Below are 17,918 nucleotides of genomic sequence, written 5' to 3' on the forward strand. Positions count from 1 at the left end.
CGCCGCTCCCTTCAGCGGCCCGCACGCGGCCCAGGCGCCCAGAGGCGCGTACGGCGATCCGGACGCGGCCGAGGCGCCCACCGGGCCGTACGGCGACCAGCCCGCCGCTCCCTTCAGCGGCCCGCACGCCGCCCAGGCGCCCAGAGGCGCGTACGGCGACCCGCACGCGGCCGAGGCGCCCACGGGTGCGTACGGCGACCAGCCCGCCGCTCCCTTCAGCGGCCCGCACGCGGCCCAGGCGCCCAGAGGCGCGTACGGCGATCCGGACGCGGCCGAGGCGCCCACCGGGCCGTACGGCGATCCGCACGCCACTTCCTTCACCGGCCCGCACGCGGCCGAGGCGCCCAGAGGCGCGTACGGCGATCCGGACGCGGCCGAGGCGCCCACCGGCCCGTACGGCGACGTGCAAGCCGATCCCGCTCCCACCGGGCCGTACGGCGGCCCGCACGCCGCCCCGGCACCCAACGGCCCGCACGGCGGCCCGCATGCCGCCCCGGTCGCCGACCCCTTCGCCGACCCCGCGCTCACCCGCGCGCTGACCGTTCCCGGTGCGCCCTTCGCCGTCGAGGACGGCGTCTACGCGGGCGGGCCCCGGACCCTGCGAGAGTTCGTCGAGGCCACCTGGGGCTTCGGCGACCTTCCCTTCCTCGTCTCCGAGGACGGCGTGACCGGCTACCGCGCGTTCTTCGACGCCGCCTGCGGCCTCGCCCGCCGTCTCCTCGACGTGCACGGCCTGCGCCCCGGTGACCGGGCGGTCGTCGCGATGCGCAACCACCCCGAGTGGCACGTCGCCTTCTGGGCCACCCAGCTCGCCGGGCTCGTCGCCGTACCGCTCAACGCCTGGTGGACCGAGGGCGAGTTCACGTACGCCCTCGACGACTGCACGCCGCGCGTGCTGCTCGTGGACGGCGAGCGGGTCCCGCGGGTCGCCGCCTGGGCCCGCGCCCACGCCGTGCCCGGGATCGTGTTCCACGGGGAGCCGGACCGGGCGCTGCCCGAGGGCTTCGAGGCGTACGTCCCCGACACCGACCCGCACCTCGGGCCGCCCGCCGTCGAGGTGCTGCCCGAGCACGACGCCACGATCATCTACACCTCCGGCACCACCGGCCGCCCCAAGGGCGCCGTCGCCACCCATCTCGCGCAGGCGGGCGCGGCCATGAACCCGCGCTACTTCGCCGCCGCCTCCGCGCTGCGCCGCGGCGAACGGCCGGGCGCCGGGCCCGCGCCGGTCTCGCTCACCACCTTCCCCTTCTTCCACGTGGCCGCCTTCACCTCCTTCTTCTCGGTCATGGCGGCCGGCGGCACCCTCGTCCTCATGCGTAAGTGGGACCCGGCCAAGGCCCTGGAGCTGATCCGCGTCCACGGCGTCACCCACTACGCGGGCGTCCCCACCACCGCCCTCCAACTGCTCGACCTCGCCGAGCGCACCGGCGACCCGCTGGCCTCGCTCGTCCAGCTCAACACCGGGGGAGCGGCCGCGCCGCCCGAGATCACGGCGCGGATCGCCGCCGCGTACGGGGAGCGGATCGAGCCCCGCAACGGCTACGGACTCACCGAGACCTGCGGCGGCGTGCTCGCCAACTTCGGCGCCGAGTACCGTGCCCATCCCACCAGCGTCGGCCGGCCCACCCCGGCCACCGAGGTGCGGATCGACGCGCCGGACGCCGAGGGCGTGGGCGAGCTGTGGCTGCGCGGCCAGTCCCTGGTGCGCGGCTACTGGGGCGACGAGGAGGCGACCCGCGCCGCGTTCACGGAGGACGGCTGGTTCCGCACCGGCGACCTCGCGCGGATCCGGGACGGCCGGGTCACCGTCGTCGACCGGATCAAGGACATGGTCCTCAGGGGCGGCGAGAACGTGTACTGCGTCGAGGTGGAGGGCGTGCTCCATGACCACCCGGACGTCGTCGAGGCCGCCGTCGTCGGCGTACCGCACCCGGTCCTCGGCGAGGAGGTCGCCGCCGTGGTGCGGCTCAGGCCGGGTGCGACGGCCGGCCCGGCGGAACTGCGCGCGCACGTCGGCGCGCGGCTCGCCGCCTTCAAGGTGCCCGCGCACGTCCTCGTACGGGAGGCGGAGCTGCCGCGCAACGCGGCCGGGAAGGTCCTCAAGCGGGACCTGCGCGCACAAGCTGCGGAGGCCACCCAGGCCGCGGAGGCCGCTCGGGCGGGACAGGCGGCGGAGGCCACCCAGGCCACCCAGGCCACCCAGTCCGCACAGGCGGCAAAGGCCTCGGCGCCTCAGGAGCGCGAGACGCGGATGCGGTAGCCGCCCGTCGCCGGGTCGTCGCCGACGACGGTGACGCGGATGCCGTTGGTCCGGTCGGTGAAGCTCTCGCCCGGCCCGAACGGGGCGTCGGACAGCTCGGAGTGGACGTTGGGGCGGCGGGTGCAGCCGCCGCTGTCGTGGTCGCTGTCGGTGACGGTGACCGGCCCGTGTCCGGTGTCCACGTCCGTCTCGACCTTGTAGACGAGGACGCCCGTCTTGCAGACCGCCTCGTCGTTGCCGTCGCGGGTGCGCACCTCGATCGCGTAGCCGGAGGTGGCGGAGAGCGGGACGAAGGCGAGCTTGCGGCCGCCGGCGGTGGCGAGCGGGGTGAGCGTGTAGTCGAAGTCGCCGGCCCGGGAGACGCAGCCGACCTGCTCGTCGTCGAGCCAGCCGAGCTTCCACTTGTGCCAGCCGAGCAGGTCGTTGTTGGCCCCCCAGTCCTCGGACATGATGTCCCAGTGCCCGACGGTGCCGCCGCCGTCGGCGGTGTAGAGGTCGGGCAGTCCGAAGACATGGCCGTTCTCGTGCGGCAGGACCCGGTAGCCGGTCTCGGCGTACGTGCCCGAGCCGTCGTCCTGACGGCTGTAGACGAAGGACGTGTTGGCGAGCGGGACGCCGTCCGCGTACGGGGCGTCCTCGTTGCCGGAGAAGGTCACGGACAGCACGGTGTCGAGGGCCGAGGGCCCGGCGTTCGGTGTGACCAGGACGTTGAGCAGGTCGTACGAGCTGAAGTCCACCCGCGCGTCGGCGGCCTTCACGATGTCCTCGACGAGCCCCCGGTAGCCCGGCTCGTACGGCGAGCCGCGCTCGACGCCGTACGAGGAGAAGGGGCGGGGCATCCGCAGCCAGTCGGGTATCGGGGTCTCCGGGTGGTAGTGGAGACGGCCGTACGAGCTGACGCGGAACCACTCCGAGGTCTGCGGGAAGAACTCGCGGAAGCGGCTCATGGCCGTGCCCTGCCCCGGGGCGTCCGGGAAGTCGATCATCAGGTTGAGGGCCCTGAGACGGCCGGTGGAGCGGACGTATCCGGGGGCGGTGGGCACGCCCTCCGACATCTGCACACCCATCGTCGTGGCGATCCGGCACGGTGCCAGCGGCGCTTCCCCGGGGCCGGCGGCCACCGGTCCCGCCGAGGCGGGGGCCGGGCCGGGCAGGGTCGTGCTGGCCGTTGCCAGGGCGGCGATCGCGAGAGCGGCCGCCGAGGCCAGGGCGATGGGCCTGCGTATGTGTCGGCGGGTGTCCTGCATGCGGTCGCCTCTCTGTCCGCGCCGCGAGTGACCGGCGCCGTGCGATCAGCCTCGGGCGGCAGACGGAGGTGCGCCCGTCGGGTGGCCCGACCGGGGTATGCGAAGGCGAAACCGGAATGTGACCCAGGTCACAGTTGAAGCGGGAAATAACCGGGGATCCGTTCCCCGTTTATGCCTGTGTTCGACGAAGTGGGGACTCGGTCCCCGGATGACCCTGGGAGGTACGGCCGTGAGCAGCAGCACCGCCGACGCCGCGGCCGCGCGCCGCGTGCCCCGCCCGCGGGCGGACGCGGTGCGCAACCGCGAGCGGATCGTCACCGCCGCCCGTGAGATGTTCGTGGAGTCCGGCGCGCAGGTGCCGCTCGACGAGATAGCGCGCCGCGCCGGCGTGGGCAACGCCACGCTCTACCGCAACTTCCCCGAGCGTGCCGACCTGGTCCGCGAGGTCATCCTCTCCCTCACGGCCCGCATCACCGAGCGGGCCGCCGAGGCCGCCGAGCGGGAGAGCGACCCCTTCGCCGCCGTACGCCGCTTCGTCCACGCCGCCGCCGACGAGCGGGTCGGTGCCCTGTGCCCGATGCTCGACGGCGACTTCGACAAGGACCACCCGGATCTGCTGGCCGGGCGTTCGCGCCTGGAGAAGGCCGTCCAGGAGCTCGTCGACCGCGCGCAGGGCGCCGGCCGGATGCGGGCCGACGTCGGCGTCGGCGACCTGATGATCGCGGTCTCCCAGCTGACCCGGCCGCTGCCCGGCACGGCCTGTCTGAACATGGACCGGTTCGTCCACCGTCATCTGCAGGTGTTCCTGGACGGCCTCGAAGCGCCGGCGCGCTCCGAACTGCCCGGCTGCGCCGCGACCCTGGAGGGCCTGAGGGCCGAGGCCGAGCCCGCCTCGTAACCCCAGGCCCCAGGCCGGCCCCTTTCCCTTCGTTACTCACACGCCCGCCCACTCCCCCCGCCTACGCCCGCCCCGCTACATCCCTTTTTCACCCTTTCGCGCCAAAAGGTGGCTACCCCCATGTCAAAAATCACCGCGTACTCCCCGCCGGCCACGGCCGACCCCAGCCGCTGGAAAGCCCTGGGCTTCATCGCCCTCGCCCAGCTGATGGTCGTGCTCGACGCGACCATCGTGAACATCGCCCTGCCCACCGCCCAGCAGGACCTGGGAATATCGGACGGCAACCGGCAATGGGTCATCACCGCCTACGCGCTCGCCTTCGGCGGCCTGCTGCTCTTCGGCGGCCGGATCGCCGACCTGTGGGGCCGCAAGCGCGCCTTCGTCGTCGGTCTGATCGGTTTCGCCGCGGCCTCCGCGCTCGGCGGCGCCGCCACCGGCGAGGCGATGATGCTCGGCGCCCGTGCCCTCCAGGGCGCGTTCGGCGCGCTGCTCGCGCCCGCCGCCCTGTCGCTGCTCGCGGTGATGTTCACCGACGCCAAGGAGCGCGCCAAGGCCTTCGGCATCTACGGTGCGATCGCCGGTGGCGGCGGCGCCGTGGGTCTGATCCTCGGCGGCTTCCTCACCGAGTACCTGAACTGGCGCTGGACCTTCTTCGTCAACATCCCGTTCGCGGTCGTCGCCGCGGCCGGCGCCTACTTCGTGATCCGCGAGCCGGCCGGCGGCCGCAACCGCTCGCCGCTCGACATCCCCGGCGTCGTCCTGTCCACCCTCGGCCTGGTCGCGCTCGTCTACGGCTTCACCCGCGCCGAGTCCGAAGGCTGGAGCGACCCGGTGACGATCGGCATGTTCGTCGGCTCGGTCGTGCTGCTCGGCGCGTTCGTGCTCACCGAGGCCCGGGTGAAGTCCCCGCTGCTGCCGCTGCGGGTGCTGACCGACCGCAACCGCGGCGGTGTGTACCTCTCCCTCGGCCTCGCCGTCATCGCGATGTTCGGCCTGTTCCTCTTCCTGACCTACTACCTCCAGGTCGTGAAGGGCTACTCGCCGGTCAAGACGGGCTTCGCGTTCCTGCCCATGATCGCGGGCATGATCGTCGGCTCCACCCAGATCGGCACCCGGCTGATGACCCGGGTCGCGCCGCGCCTCCTGATGGGCCCGGGCTTCCTGACCGCCGGCGTCGGCATGCTGCTGCTGACGCAGCTGGAGATCGGCTCCTCGTACGCGGGCCTGATCCTGCCCGCGCAGCTGCTGCTCGGCCTCGGCATGGGCACCGCCTTCATGCCGGCCATGTCGCTGGCCACGCACGGCGTGGACCCGCGTGACGCCGGTGTGGCCTCCGCGATGGTCAACACCTCGCAGCAGGTCGGCGGCGCCATCGGTACGGCCCTGCTCAACACCATCGCCGCCTCGGCGACCACCGCGTACCTCACGGACAACGCGGCGGCCGCGACCACCCCGGCGGCGCAGAAGCTGCTCCAGCTGCAGGGCATGGTCGAGGGCTACTCGTCCGCGATCTGGTGGGCGGTCGGCATCCTGGTCGTCTCGGCCACGATCGCCGTCACCCTCATCAACACCGGGAAGCCGGGAGCCGGTCCGGTGGCCGGATCGGGCTCCGGCTCGGGCGTCGAGGACGAGGTGAGGATCCCGGTCGTCGCCCACTGAGCCCCGCACACCACCTGGCGCACCCTGCCCTGGCCCCGCTGACCGTCAGCGGAGCCAGGGCAGGTCCGCGTTCGGGTCCGTGGGCTGGAGGCCCTCGGCGACCGTCCGCATGATCGCGCCGAGCTGGTCCACCTGCTCCGGGGTCAGCCGGTCGAAGAGCGCCTGCCGTACGGCCTCGACATGGCCGGGCGCGGTGCGGCGCAGCACCTCGTACCCCTCGTCCGTCAGGGTGGCGAACTGGCCGCGCTTGTCGGAGGGGCATTCCTCGCGGGCCACCCAGCCGTTCTTCTCGAGCCGCGCGACGGCGTGCGAGAGACGGGAGCGGGTGATCTTCACGTCCTTGGCCAGCTCGGTCATGCGCATCCGGCGCCGCGGTGCCTGGGAGAGCTGGACGAGCAGCCCGTAGTAGATGTGCGGCATCCCGGCGTCGCGCTGCAGCTGGCGGTCGAGATGGTCCTCCAGGAGGGTGGTGGCATGGAGGTAGGAGCGCCACGTGCGCTGTTCCGCGTCGCTGAGCCAGCGGGGTTCGGTCATGGATCCATGGTACGACCAGTTCTTGAAAGTTGAACTAGATCGGGTCTAAGCTGTCCGTGAGCAGCAAGCTTGAAACTTCAAGGAACTTTGGAACGGAAGGCGGACGCCATGGACGCCACGCTCGAACGGAACCCCGCCCCCACGCGGATGCCGGCCCTCTACCTCTCCCACGGCGCCCCGCCGCTCGCCGACGACCCGGTCTGGCCCGGCGAGCTCGCCGCCTGGTCCGCGGGCCTGCCCCGCCCCAAGGCGATCCTCATCGTCTCCGCCCACTGGGAAGAGGCCCCGCTCGCCCTCGGCGCCACCGAGACCGTCCCGCTCGTCTACGACTTCTGGGGCTTCCCCGAGCACTACTACCGCGTCCGGTACGGGGCGCCCGGCGCGCCCGAGCTCGCCGAATCCGTCCGCAAGCTGCTCCGCGCACCCGGCACGCCCGTGCAGGACATCCCCGACCGCGGCCTGGACCACGGCGCGTACGTGCCGCTGGTGGAGATGTTCCCCGAGGCCGACATCCCGGTCCTCCAGATCTCCATGCCCACCCTCGACCCGCGCCGTCTGATGGACATCGGCCGCAAGCTGGCACCACTCCGGGACGAGGGCGTCCTCATCGTCGGCAGCGGCTTCTTCACCCACAACCTGGCGGCCCTGCGGCACACCGGCGGCGTGCCCGGCTGGTCGGCCGAGTTCGACGCGTGGGGCCACGAGGCGCTCGCCGCGCACGACGTCGACGCGCTGCTCGACTTCGCGCACCGGTCACCCGCCGGCCGGCTCGCCCACCCGCGCACCGAACACTTCGCGCCGCTCTTCGTCACCATGGGCGCGGCGGACGCGGCCGGCGACCTGGACCGGGAACGGAGCGTGATCGACGGCTTCTGGATGGGCCTGGCGAAGCGCTCGGTCCAGTTCGGCTGAGCGCGCTGAGCAACCGGAAGGCGGCGCACGCCGTCTTCAGGGTGGGAGCGGAGCCGAGGAAGCCGCTGCTCCGAGTGTGATCGCAGTCTCACCTCCAACCGCCCCCGCGGCCCGGTGAGCACGCCCCTGTCACCCTCCGTGCCCGCCCTGACCTGCACGTCCGCAGGTCCTGTCGGCGTACGCCTCGTGCGGCGGCGGCGCAGGATACTGCATGATCGCGAAAATCCATGTGCCGGGTGGGAATTCTGTCCTGATTCCAGTCGTTGTTTCCGTCGGATGCAGGGCACCCGCAAGGGTGTCGCGACCTACTCAGCAAGGGAGCACGCATGGCAACCCGTGCCGTCGCCCGTCGTCAGTCGTCCGCCGCGAGCGGAGACAGCCGGGCAAGCAGCGTTCGCGCCGTGGGCGGGGAGATCGCCGACCGCGACCTGGTCGGCATGTACCTCGACGAGATCGCCCGCACGCCCCTGCTCGACGCCGCCAAGGAGGTCGAGCTCTCCCAGACGATCGAGGCCGGGGTGTATGCCCAGCAGATCCTCGACGGCGAGCTGGAAAGCCCGACCGAGGCGACCCGCGAGGAGCTCGAAGCGCTGGTCGCGGAGGGCGAGCGTGCCAAGGACCTGTTCATCAAGTCCAACCTGAGGCTCGTCGTCGCCGTGGCCCGGCGCTACCCGCGCAGCGGGCTCCCGCTGCTGGACCTCATCCAGGAGGGGAACGCGGGCCTGGTGCGCGCGGTCGAGAAGTTCGACTACGCGAAGGGCTTCAAGTTCTCCACGTACGCGACGTGGTGGATCCGCCAGGCCATCACCCGCTCCATAGCCGACCAGTCCCGCACCATCCGCCTCCCCGTCCACCTGGTGGAGGAGCTGGGCCGCATCCGCCGGGTGCAGCGCGAGTTCAACCGCGAGCACGGACGCGAGCCGGAGCCCGCGGAGGTCGCCGCCGAGCTGGGCACGACGCCCGACCGGGTCACGGACGTCCTCGACTGGGCCCGCGACCCGGTCTCGCTCAACATGTCGGTGGACGACGAGGGCGAGACGCAGTTCGGCGACCTGCTGGAGGACACCTCGGCGATCTCACCCGAGCAGTCCGTCCTGACCCTGCTCCGCAGTGAGGAGCTGGACGACCTGATCGACAAGCTCGACAACCGGACGGCCTCGATCATCCGCATGCGCTACGGCATCGAGGACGGCCGCGAGCGCACCCTCACGGAGGTCGGCAAGGAACACGGCCTGACCCGCGAGCGCATCCGCCAGATCGAGAAGCACGCACTGCTCGAACTCAAGAAGCTGGCCCGCGACACGGGCTTCGACGCGGTGGCGTAAAGCGGCCGGCACACGGTGCCCGAGCTCCCCGGAAGCCCGGGCACCCGCCACGCCGCAGAGCCCCACGGACAGGAACATGTCCGGGATGGGACACGCTACCCGCAGAGACAGACGGCGGGAGCGGGGGCCGTGGAGGTGGCCGCGTTCGGGACGTGACGCGTGATTTGTGGCGCGGACGAGGCCCTCAGCAAGGCAGGGACCAGACAGCGCCGTAAATCATGCAGTCCCGAACGCGGCCACCGGAACGGCCCCCGCGCACCACGACGGGCAGGCCAGGCGGCGCCGCACCGCGCCGCCGCGCGCACCCGCGACGGGCGAGCCGCACCGCCCCGCGCCGCCCGCGAGGGCGAGGCGCTCAGCGCGCCGCCGCCCCCAGCCGCGCCCCCAGCTCCTCCGTGTACGCGCGCAGCGACTCCGGCCCGTGAATCGTGAAGGCCGCGTCGACGAGGGCCAGTCGCAGCGCCAGCCATTCGACCGAGTCGGCGGTCCGCACCCGCAGCCGGCAGCTCGTCTCCCCGACGGGAACCGGCGCCAGATGCGCCGGCAGCCGCCCCGCGACGAACTCGGCCGGCGCCGCGAAACTCACGTCCAGCTCGATCTCGGGCTGGGCCCGCGCCATGGAGCGGACCATGTACGCCGCCGCGTCGCCCGCGGGCAGCTCCCGCGGCGAGAAGCGCGCCCCCGTCGGGAACGGCTCGCTGACCCGGTCGACCCGGAAGGTCCGCCAGTCCTCGCGCCCCATGTCGTACGCGACGAGGTACCAGCGCCGCCCCGTCGACACCAGTCGGTACGGCTCGACCAGCCGCTTCGTCTCGGTCCCGTCGCCCGCGCGGTAGCCGAAGCGCAGCCGCTCCTGCCCCGTCACCGCGCCGGCCAGCGCGGTCAGGGTCTGCGGAGCGACGGTGGCGCCGTCCCCGCGGGTCAGCGGGATCGTCGCGTTCTGGAGGGTCGAGACCCGGTGCCGCAGCCGGGACGGCAGCACCTGCTCCAGCTTGGCCAGGGCCCGTACGGAGGCCTCCTCGATGCCTTCGATGGCGTGCCCGGCGCCCGCGCGCAGCCCGACCGCGATGGCCACGGCCTCCTCGTCGTCGAGGAGCAGCGGCGGCATGGCCGTGCCGGCGACCAGCCGGTAGCCGCCCACCGCGCCCTTCGTCGCCTCGACCGGATAGCCGAGGTCGCGCAGCCGGTCGATGTCCCTGCGGATCGTGCGCGGCGAGACCGAGAGCCGGTCGGCGAGCTCGCTGCCGGGCCACTCGCGCGGGGTCTGGAGGAGCGACAGCAGATTCAGGAGTCGTGCCGGAGTGTCCGTCATGCGTTCCAGGATGCGACGCATCTAGGACATCAGCTGACCTATATGACCTCTACGTTCATCCCATGAGTTCACACGACGCCGTCAGGGATGCGGCAGATGCGGCAACGGCCGCAGAGAATGCGGCAACCGCAGACACCGCTAACACCGCTGACACCGCCGACAAGAGGCGCTGGATCGCCCTCGCCATCGTCATGACCGCGGCCTTCATGGACCTGGTCGACGCCACGATCGTCAACATCGCGATCCCCAGCATCGAGCGGGACCTCGGCGCCTCGTTCGGCGCGATCCAGTGGATCACCGCCGGCTACGCGCTCGCGTTCGCCGCGGGCCTGATCACCGGCGGACGGCTCGGCGACATCTACGGCCGCCGGCGCCTGTTCCTCCTGGGTACGGCGGGCTTCACCGTCGCGTCCGCGCTCTGCGGTCTCGCGGCCAACCAGGAGATGCTGGTCGGCTCCCGCCTCCTCCAGGGCGCGGCGGCGGCGCTGATGGTGCCGCAGGTCCTGTCGATCGTGCACGTCACGTTCCCGGCGCACGAGCGCGGCAAGGTCTTCGGCATGTTCGGCGCGATCATCGGCCTGGGCGCGGTGTCCGGGCCGCTGCTCGGCGCGCTGCTGACGCAGTGGAACATTGCGGGACTGGAGTGGCGCCCGATCTTCCTCATCAACCTGCCGGTCGGCGTCGCGGCGCTCATCCTCGGCCGAAGGTTCATCGCCGAGTCGAAGGCGCCGCAGGCCCTCCGTCTCGACCTGGTGGGCGTGGTCCTGGTGACGGTGGCGCTGCTGATGCTGATCTACCCGCTGACCCGCGGCCGTGAGCTGGACTGGCCGCTGTGGGGCCACCTGATGATGGCCGGCAGCCTCGTCGTGTTCGCGGCGCTCGTCGCGTACGAGCGGTACAAGACGCGCAAGGACGGCTCGCCGCTCGTCGAACTGTCGTTGTTCAAGGTGAAGTCCTTCGCCGCCGGCATCGCCGTCCAGCTGACCTTCGGCGTCGTGATGGGCATCTTCTTCCTGGTCTGGACGCTCTACATGCAGATCGGGCTGGGCTGGAGCCCGCTGAAGGCCGGTCTGACCGGTGTGCCGTTCTCCATCGCGGTCTCCACCGCGGCGGGTCTGTCGGTGCAGGCGCTCGTTCCGCGCTTCGGCCGGAAGGTGCTCCAGGCGGGCGCGCTGATCATGGCCGCGGGCATCCTGCTCTACTTCTTCGTCGCGGGCCGGTACGGCACGGACATCGCCCCGTGGCAGATGATTCCGCCGCTGATGGTGATGGGCCTGGGCATGGGCCTGATCGTGGCGCCGCTCACGGACGCGGTGCTGTCGGAGGTGCCGCGCGAGCACGCGGGTTCCGCCTCGGGTCTGATCAACACGACCGGCCAGATGGGCAACGCGCTGGGCCTCGGTCTGGTGTCGGTGGTGTTCTTCGGCACGATCGACGAGAAGCGGCTGGCCGCGGCCCCGGCGGAGACGGGCGCGGCGTTCACGAACGCCTTCCAGAACTCGCTGGGCTGGGCGGCCGTGGTCCTCGCCGGCATCTTCCTGGTGATGTTCGCGCTGCCGGTGAAGCCGAAGCAGCACGTCGAGGGAGCCCAGGACGAGCCGGCGGAGCCGGGCGAGGCGGGCGGCCCCGGGGACCCGGTCAAGGAGCCGGCCCTGGTGAGCTGACGGCCGCCGAGGCCGGCGAGCACCGTCCGCAGCCTGTCCGCAGCCCGTCGGCACGGCGGGGGCACGGCCTCGCCACGGCGTGTGGGCACGGCGAGGCCACGGCGGCGGCACGGCGTGGGGCACGGCGAGGGCACGCATCCGTAGCCCGTCGGCACGCGCTATCCGTCCGACGAAGACGAAGGGCCCCGGGAGACCGGGGCCCTTCGTCATGCCCGCCCGGACCTCCGGCCGGGGCCGGAGGTCCGGACATTACGGCGAAGGCCCTACGGATGCCCGTTCATGCCCGACTGAATGCCCGACTCCGTTTACATTCCCGAAAACCGGGCGTAGCCTCGCAGTGAAACCACAGGTTCGGGCATGGAACGGACGTAAACCCACATGTACGCACCGGAGCGCCAGCAAGCGATCCTCCGCCTCGCCCGCGAGAGCGGCCGGGTCGACGTGCTCTCCCTCGCCGAGGAGTTCCAGGTCACCGCCGAGACCGTGCGGCGCGACCTCAAGGCCCTCGACCGCGCCGGCCTCGTCCGCCGCGTCCACGGCGGTGCCATACCGGCCGGCGGTCTCGACTTCGAGCCCGACCTCGCCGAGCGCGAGACCACCGCCGCGGACGAGAAGGACCGCATCGTCCGCGCCGCCCTCGCCGAACTGCCCGAGGAAGGCAGCGTCGTCCTCGACGCGGGCACCACGATCGCCCGCCTCGCCGCCGAGTTCCCGCTCGACCGCGCGCTGACCGTCGTCACCCACGCCCTGCCCGTCGCCGCCCGGCTCGCCGACCATCCCGGCATCGACCTCCACCTCGTCGGCGGCCGGGTCCGGCACCGCACCCGCGCCGCCGTCGACGCCTGGGCCCTCCGCGCGTACGGCGAGATCCGCGCCGACGTCGCCTTCCTCGGTGCCAACGGCTTCTCGCCCGAACACGGTCTCACCACCCCCGACCTCGCCGAGGCCGCCGTCAAGCGGGCCGTGCTCGCCTCCGCCCGCCGGGTCGTGCTCCTCGCCGACTCGGCCAAGCACGGGCAGGAGCACTTCGCCCGCTTCGGCTCCCTCACCGACGTCGACCTGCTCATCACCGACAGCGGGCTCAGCCCCGAGGACGCCGCGGCGATCGAGGCCGCGGGAACGGAAGTCGTACGCACATGATCCTCACCGTCACCCCCAACCCGTCCCTGGACCGGACCTACGAGGTCCCGGGCCTGGAGCGCGGCGAGGTGCTGCGCGCCTCCGGCGAGCGGGTCGACCCGGGAGGCAAGGGCGTCAACGTCTCCCGCGCCGTCGCCGCCGCCGGACACCGCACCGTCGCCGTCGTCCCGCTCGGCGGCGCGCCCGGCGCACTCGTCGCCGACCTCCTCTCCGCCCAGGGCATCGAGGTCGCGCCGGTGCCGCTCGCCGGCCACACCCGTTCCAACATCGCGATCGCCGAGCCGGACGGCACGCTGACGAAGGTCAACGCGCCGGGCCCGGAGCTGAGCCCTGAGGAGTCGGAGACCCTCCTCGCCGCCGTCGGCGCGTACTCGCCCGCCGCCGACTGGATCGCCTGCTGCGGCAGCCTGCCGCGCGGCCTCGCCCCCGAGTGGTACGCCGAGCTGGTCACCCGCGCCCACGGCGCCGGCGCCCGGATCGCCCTCGACACCTCGGGTCCCTCGCTGCTCGCCGCGCTCGCGGCCCGTCCCGACGTCGTCAAGCCCAACGCGGACGAGCTCGCCGAGGCCGTCGGCCGCCCGCTCGCCACCGTCGGCGACGCGGTCAAGGCGGCGGAGGAGCTCCGGGCACGGGGTGCGGGCACGGTGCTCGCCAGCCTCGGCGCGGACGGCCAGCTCCTCGTCACGGGCGAGGGCGTCTGGTACGGCTCCGCCGCCGTGACCGCCGTCCGCTCGAACGTCGGCGCGGGCGACGCCTCGCTCGCCGGATTCCTGGCGGCGGGCGGCGAAGGCCCCGAAGCCCTGGCCGCCGCGCTCGCCCACGGCGCCGCCGCCGTGCAACTGCCGGGCAGCCAGATGCCCACCCCGGCGGACCTCGACCCGTCGGCCGTCACGGTGACCGCCGACGTACCTCTGGACCTCGTCCTCAGCGAGCAAGGGAGCCCGCGATGAGCACCATGATCACCGCGGACCTGGTCGACCTCGACCTGTCCGCCGACACCAAGGAGGCGGCCGCCCGTTCGCTCGCCGAGCGCATGGCGGCCCTGGGCCGGGTCACCGACCTGGACGGTTTCCTGGCGGACGTCGCCGCCCGCGAGGCCCAGATGCCGACGGGCCTCGACGGCGGCATCGGCATCCCGCACTGCCGCAGCGCCCACGTCACCGAACCGACCCTGGCCTTCGGCCGCTCGGCGGCGGGCATCGACTTCGGGGCCTTCGACGGCCCGGCCGACCTGATCTTCCTCATCGCCGCCCCGGCGGGAGCGGACGACGCCCACCTGACGATCCTGTCCTCCCTGGCCCGCCAGCTGATGGACGAGCAGTTCACCACCGCTCTCCGCTCGGCGACCTCGGCGGCGGCAGCGGCGTCCCTGATCGCGGGCGAGGAGCTGCCGGCGGAGGAGCCGGCACAGGCCGAGGCGCCGACCGAGGCACAGGCCGAGACGCCGGTGGAGGCGCCGGTGGGGGAGCCGGCACCCGTCGAGGCTCCGACTGCTGGGGCTCCCGCCACGGAGGAGCCCTTCCGGATCGTCGCCGTCACCTCCTGCCCCACCGGCATCGCCCACACCTACATGGCCGCCGAGGCCCTGGAGCGGGCCGCCGCGGAAGCGGGCGTGGAGGTCGTGGTCGAGACGCAGGGCTCCGCCGGGTTCACCCGGCTCGACCCGGCGGTCGTGGCCGCCGCCGACGGCGTGATCTTCGCGCACGACGTTCCGGTACGGGAGAAGGAACGGTTCGCCGGAAAGCCGACGGTCGACGTCGGCGTGAAGGCGGGCATCAACCGCCCCGCCGAACTCGTCGCCGAGGTCCGCGACAAGGCCGCCCGCGGCGAGGTCACGGCGCCCGCCGCCGCGTCCGGAAGGCCCACGCCGGTGGAGAACGCGGGCGGGCCCGACGAGGGTTACGGCACCAGGCTCCGCAAGTGGCTGATGTCCGGCGTCAGTTACATGGTGCCGTTCGTCGCCGCCGGCGGCCTCCTCATCGCCCTCGGCTTCGCGCTCGGCGGCTGGGACATCAACAAGGCCCCGTCCGTGGCCGAGCACTTCGACTGGGGCCAGGTCGACAGCTGGGCCGCCCTGATGTTCCAGACCGGCGGACTCGCCTTCAGCTTCCTCGTGCCGGTCCTCGCCGGCTACATCGCGTACGGCATGGCCGACCGCCCCGGTCTCGTCCCCGGCTTCGTCGGCGGCGCCGTCGCGCTCACCATCAACGCGGGCTTCCTCGGCGGCCTGGTCGCCGGTCTCGTCGCGGGCGGCACCGTCCTCGCCATCCAGAAGGTGCGGATACCTCCCGTCTTCAGGGGCATCATGCCGGTCGTCGTGATCCCGCTGCTGTCGTCGATGGTGGTCGGCTTCCTCATGTTCCTCGTGATCGGCAAGCCGATCGCGAGCCTCCAGAAGGCCCTCACCGACTGGCTCTCCGGCCTCTCCGGCGCCAACGCGGTGATCCTCGGCGTCATCCTCGGCCTGATGATGTGCTTCGACCTCGGCGGCCCGGTCAACAAGGTCGCGTACGCCTTCGCCGTCGGCGGCCTCGCCAACCCCAACGAGGGCTCGCTCAAGGTCATGGCCGCGGTGATGGCCGCGGGCATGGTCCCGCCGCTCGCGATGGCGCTCGCCACGACCGTCCGCGGCCGGCTCTTCACCAGGGCCGAGCGCGAGAACGGCAAGGCGGCGTGGGTGCTCGGCGCGTCCTTCATCTCCGAGGGCGCCATCCCGTTCGCCGCGGCCGACCCGCTCCGGGTCATCCCGGCGGCGATGGCGGGCGGCGCGGTCACCGGCGCGCTGTCGATGGCCTTCGAGTGCACCCTGCGGGCCCCGCACGGCGGTGTCTTCGTGATCCCGCTGATCGGCAACCCGCTGCTGTACCTGCTGGCGATCGCCGCCGGCACGCTGGTCAGCGCGGGACTGGTCATCCTCCTCAAGAGCGCGCGGAAGCGGGCGCCGGAGGAGCAGCAGGCCGAGGCCGCGACAGAAGTGACCGTCGCGGCCTGACCCGGCCCGGCCCTGACAGGAGGGCCGAGCCACGAGGGGCGGTGCACCACCGGCGAAACGGCGGGAGCACCGCCCCTCGGTGTTTCACCTTTCGGTCAAGGGCGCATCACGCCGTGCGGGATGGGGTTGCGGGGCGCCCCGGGGGGCAGGGCGCGCATGAACTTGTTGTTGCGGAGGACCGCCGGGGTGGGCGTCGTCTGCTGGACCCACGGCTGGTTCCAGATGAAGTTGGTGCCGTTGGTGTCGCCAACCGTCTGCCACACCTGCCCGTTCACGGTCACGATCTTGACGAGGGCCGTGTTGCCCTGGTTGTCGTACGAGACGCCGCAGGCCCCGCCGGGGAAGTTGGCGTTGGCGGGGTCCGTCATCGTCGCGGTCGCGTTGGTGAGGTCCTGCCAGGTGATCGTCCCGCCCGCATTGGGCGCCCTGCCGACGTACACCCTGCCGCCGGTGAGCACCGCCTGCTGGTCCTCGGTGGCCGACGGAGCGTAGAGGTCGATGTCCGAGCAGGGTCCGGTCGCGCCCGTCGCCCCCGTGGCGCCGGTCGCGCCGGTCGCGCCGGTGGGCCCGGTCGGGCCGGTAGGACCGGTGGGCCCGGCAGGTCCGATGTCGCCGGTTGCTCCGGTTGCTCCTGCGGGGCCGGTGTCGCCGGTGTCGCCCTTCGGTCCGGTGTCACCGGTGGCGCCGGTGGGGCCGGTCGGTCCCGTCGGTCCCGTGGGGCCGGTGGGTCCGGTGTCGCCGGTCGGTCCGGCGTCGCCGGTCGCTCCGGTTGCTCCTGCGGGGCCGGTGTCGCCGGTGTCGCCCTTGGGCCCGGTGTCACCGGTGGCGCCGGTGGGGCCAGTCGGGCCGGTCGGTCCCGTGGGGCCGGCGTCGCCGGTTGCTCCGGTTGCTCCTGCGGGGCCGGTGTCGCCGGTGTCGCCCTTCGGTCCGGTGTCACCCGTGGCGCCGGTGGGGCCGGTCGGTCCGGTGGGTCCGGTGTCGCCGGTTGCTCCGGTTGCTCCTGCGGGGCCGGTGTCGCCGGTGTCGCCCTTCGGTCCGGTGTCACCCGTGGCACCGGTGGAACCCGTCGGCCCGGTCGGCCCGGTGGGTCCGGTCGAACCCGTGGCACCGGTCGCGCCGGTCGCGCCCGTATTGCCCTTCGGGCCCGTCGGCCCTGTCGGGCCGGTGGGGCCCTTCGGACCCGTCGGTCCCGTCGGGCCCACCTTGCACTTGTCGTGGTCGCCGCCCGCAGGGGTCATGGCGCGGACGTAGCGGTCGCCGGTGACCGAGCCGATCTGGTGGTCCAGGAACTGCTGGAACCCGCCGAAGCCCGGCGGCCCGTCGTGACCGCGCGGCGGACCCTGCTGCTCCCACGGCGGCGGGCCGTCCTCGCCGTGTGGCGGCGGCCCCTGCTCCCACGGCGGCGGGCCGTCCTCGCCGTGTGGCGGCGGTCCCTGCTCCCAGGGCGGCGGGCCCTGGTCCTCCCACGGAGGCGGGCCCTGGTCCTCGTGCTGCGGCGGACCCTGCTGCTCCCACGGGGGCGGGCCCTGGTCCTCGTGCGGCGGCCGGTCCTTGCACTCGTCGTCGGTCATCGGGCCGGCCGCCGCGAGGCCCGGCCGGCCGTCGGCGACCGGGTCGCCCCATGCCGAGGCCGAGGGCGTGAAGCCCGTCAGGACCAATGCGACCGAGGCGAGCGCGCCACCGCTCAACCAGGCGCGCCGTCGCGGCAGCGGCCCGAGCGGCGACCTGGACCGAGTCCTGGGATCAGGACGCATGCATGCTCCTTCCTCCGCCGGCGGTCCCGCCGGCGTGAGAGGCGAGTGATGTCCCGGAAGCGCATATGAGCTTCCTTTCTGATCGTCGGATCGCACGCGCGAAGCCTTGATGGGTCAGCGGGCGCTCTCAGCGCCATGGCGTATTCGCTCTAGCCGAATGGATGCGTACGCGAAGGCGAACCCACGGCGCCGGGTCGGCGTGCCGCCGCCGCGCCCGC

Annotated in this window: 13 protein-coding genes; 9 read left to right on the plus strand and 4 right to left on the minus strand. The window is 73.2% G+C overall.

Annotated elements, in window-relative coordinates:
- The first annotated feature begins 535 nt into the window (after positions 1-535).
- A complete protein-coding gene (locus ACFVGS_RS07350) occupies positions 536-2,263 on the plus strand; it encodes a class I adenylate-forming enzyme family protein (RefSeq protein WP_385691518.1) in 1,728 nt (575 codons plus the stop codon).
- Here the strand turns inward: ACFVGS_RS07350 and ACFVGS_RS07355 are convergent.
- Entirely contained in the window at positions 2,236-3,510 is a 1,275-nt protein-coding gene (locus tag ACFVGS_RS07355) for a M6 family metalloprotease domain-containing protein (RefSeq protein ID WP_384420584.1), read from the minus strand. The two genes, ACFVGS_RS07350 and ACFVGS_RS07355, sit on opposite strands and share 28 nt — an antisense overlap.
- 229 nt (positions 3,511-3,739) lie before the next feature.
- On the opposite strand from ACFVGS_RS07355, the gene ACFVGS_RS07360 reads away from it, so the two are divergent.
- Both ACFVGS_RS07360 and ACFVGS_RS07365 read left to right on the plus strand, forming a co-directional pair.
- Positions 3,740-4,408, plus strand: a complete 669-nt coding sequence (locus tag ACFVGS_RS07360; protein ID WP_384420586.1) for a TetR/AcrR family transcriptional regulator — start codon at positions 3,740-3,742, stop codon at positions 4,406-4,408.
- A gap of 120 nt (positions 4,409-4,528) precedes the next feature.
- Positions 4,529-6,067, plus strand: a complete 1,539-nt coding sequence (locus ACFVGS_RS07365; protein WP_385691333.1) for an MFS transporter — start codon at positions 4,529-4,531, stop codon at positions 6,065-6,067.
- A gap of 45 nt (positions 6,068-6,112) precedes the next feature.
- Here ACFVGS_RS07365 and ACFVGS_RS07370 read toward each other — a convergent pair whose 3' ends face one another.
- A complete protein-coding gene (locus tag ACFVGS_RS07370; RefSeq protein ID WP_385691336.1) occupies positions 6,113-6,601 on the minus strand; it encodes a MarR family winged helix-turn-helix transcriptional regulator in 489 nt (162 codons plus the stop codon).
- Positions 6,602-6,709: 108 nt separating this feature from the next.
- Here ACFVGS_RS07370 and ACFVGS_RS07375 point away from each other — a divergent pair, with 108 nt between their 5' ends.
- Positions 6,710-7,513: a dioxygenase gene (locus ACFVGS_RS07375; protein WP_385691339.1), complete on the plus strand. Its 804-nt coding sequence runs from the start codon at positions 6,710-6,712 to the stop codon at positions 7,511-7,513.
- 326 nt (positions 7,514-7,839) lie between these two features.
- Positions 7,840-8,838 carry an RNA polymerase sigma factor RpoD/SigA gene (locus ACFVGS_RS07380; RefSeq protein WP_384420594.1) on the plus strand — a complete coding sequence of 333 codons (999 nt, stop codon included), beginning with the start codon at positions 7,840-7,842 and terminating at the stop codon, positions 8,836-8,838.
- Positions 8,839-9,193: 355 nt separating this feature from the next.
- Here the strand turns inward: ACFVGS_RS07380 and ACFVGS_RS07385 are convergent, their stop codons facing one another.
- Positions 9,194-10,150: a helix-turn-helix transcriptional regulator gene (locus ACFVGS_RS07385; RefSeq protein ID WP_384415722.1), complete on the minus strand. Its 957-nt coding sequence runs from the start codon at positions 10,148-10,150 to the stop codon at positions 9,194-9,196.
- Between the two features lie 62 nt (positions 10,151-10,212).
- Here ACFVGS_RS07385 and ACFVGS_RS07390 point away from each other — a divergent pair, with 62 nt between their 5' ends.
- From ACFVGS_RS07390 to ACFVGS_RS07405, 4 genes are all read left to right on the plus strand, one after another.
- Positions 10,213-11,814 (plus strand): MFS transporter, encoded by a 1,602-nt coding sequence (locus ACFVGS_RS07390; protein WP_385691342.1) that lies wholly within the window; start codon positions 10,213-10,215, stop codon positions 11,812-11,814.
- Between the two features lie 378 nt (positions 11,815-12,192).
- Positions 12,193-12,954, plus strand: a complete 762-nt coding sequence (locus tag ACFVGS_RS07395) for a DeoR/GlpR family DNA-binding transcription regulator (RefSeq protein WP_384415728.1) — start codon at positions 12,193-12,195, stop codon at positions 12,952-12,954.
- Positions 12,951-13,904, plus strand: coding sequence for a 1-phosphofructokinase (pfkB, locus tag ACFVGS_RS07400; RefSeq protein ID WP_384415730.1), 954 nt, complete (start codon positions 12,951-12,953; stop codon positions 13,902-13,904). The genes ACFVGS_RS07395 and pfkB overlap by 4 nt, the downstream gene beginning before the upstream one ends.
- Positions 13,901-15,946, plus strand: coding sequence for a fructose-specific PTS transporter subunit EIIC (locus tag ACFVGS_RS07405; RefSeq protein ID WP_385691345.1), 2,046 nt, complete (start codon positions 13,901-13,903; stop codon positions 15,944-15,946). The genes pfkB and ACFVGS_RS07405 overlap by 4 nt, the downstream gene beginning before the upstream one ends.
- 95 nt (positions 15,947-16,041) lie before the next feature.
- Here the strand turns inward: ACFVGS_RS07405 and ACFVGS_RS07410 are convergent, their stop codons facing one another.
- Positions 16,042-17,700: a hypothetical protein gene (locus tag ACFVGS_RS07410; RefSeq protein WP_385691347.1), complete on the minus strand. Its 1,659-nt coding sequence runs from the start codon at positions 17,698-17,700 to the stop codon at positions 16,042-16,044.
- Between the last annotated feature and the right edge of the window lie 218 nt (positions 17,701-17,918).

This window comes from Streptomyces sp. NPDC127114 (assembly GCF_042677525.1).
GTDB lineage: Bacteria > Actinomycetota > Actinomycetes > Streptomycetales > Streptomycetaceae > Streptomyces.

Excerpts from the sequence above, each read along its gene's own strand:
- ACFVGS_RS07390 (WP_385691342.1), top strand. The coding sequence starts at position 10,213 with ATGAGTTCACACGACGCCGTCAGGGATGCGGCAGATGCGGCAACGGCC.
- ACFVGS_RS07370 (WP_385691336.1), bottom strand. The coding sequence starts at position 6,601 with ATGACCGAACCCCGCTGGCTCAGCGACGCGGAACAGCGCACGTGGCGC.
- ACFVGS_RS07365 (WP_385691333.1), top strand. The coding sequence starts at position 4,529 with ATGTCAAAAATCACCGCGTACTCCCCGCCGGCCACGGCCGACCCCAGC.
- ACFVGS_RS07395 (WP_384415728.1), top strand. The coding sequence starts at position 12,193 with ATGTACGCACCGGAGCGCCAGCAAGCGATCCTCCGCCTCGCCCGCGAG.
- ACFVGS_RS07355 (WP_384420584.1), bottom strand. The coding sequence starts at position 3,510 with ATGCAGGACACCCGCCGACACATACGCAGGCCCATCGCCCTGGCCTCG.
- pfkB (WP_384415730.1), top strand. The coding sequence starts at position 12,951 with ATGATCCTCACCGTCACCCCCAACCCGTCCCTGGACCGGACCTACGAG.
- ACFVGS_RS07405 (WP_385691345.1), top strand. The coding sequence starts at position 13,901 with ATGAGCACCATGATCACCGCGGACCTGGTCGACCTCGACCTGTCCGCC.
- ACFVGS_RS07380 (WP_384420594.1), top strand. The coding sequence starts at position 7,840 with ATGGCAACCCGTGCCGTCGCCCGTCGTCAGTCGTCCGCCGCGAGCGGA.
- ACFVGS_RS07375 (WP_385691339.1), top strand. The coding sequence starts at position 6,710 with ATGGACGCCACGCTCGAACGGAACCCCGCCCCCACGCGGATGCCGGCC.
- ACFVGS_RS07410 (WP_385691347.1), bottom strand. The coding sequence starts at position 17,700 with ATGCGTCCTGATCCCAGGACTCGGTCCAGGTCGCCGCTCGGGCCGCTG.
- ACFVGS_RS07385 (WP_384415722.1), bottom strand. The coding sequence starts at position 10,150 with ATGACGGACACTCCGGCACGACTCCTGAATCTGCTGTCGCTCCTCCAG.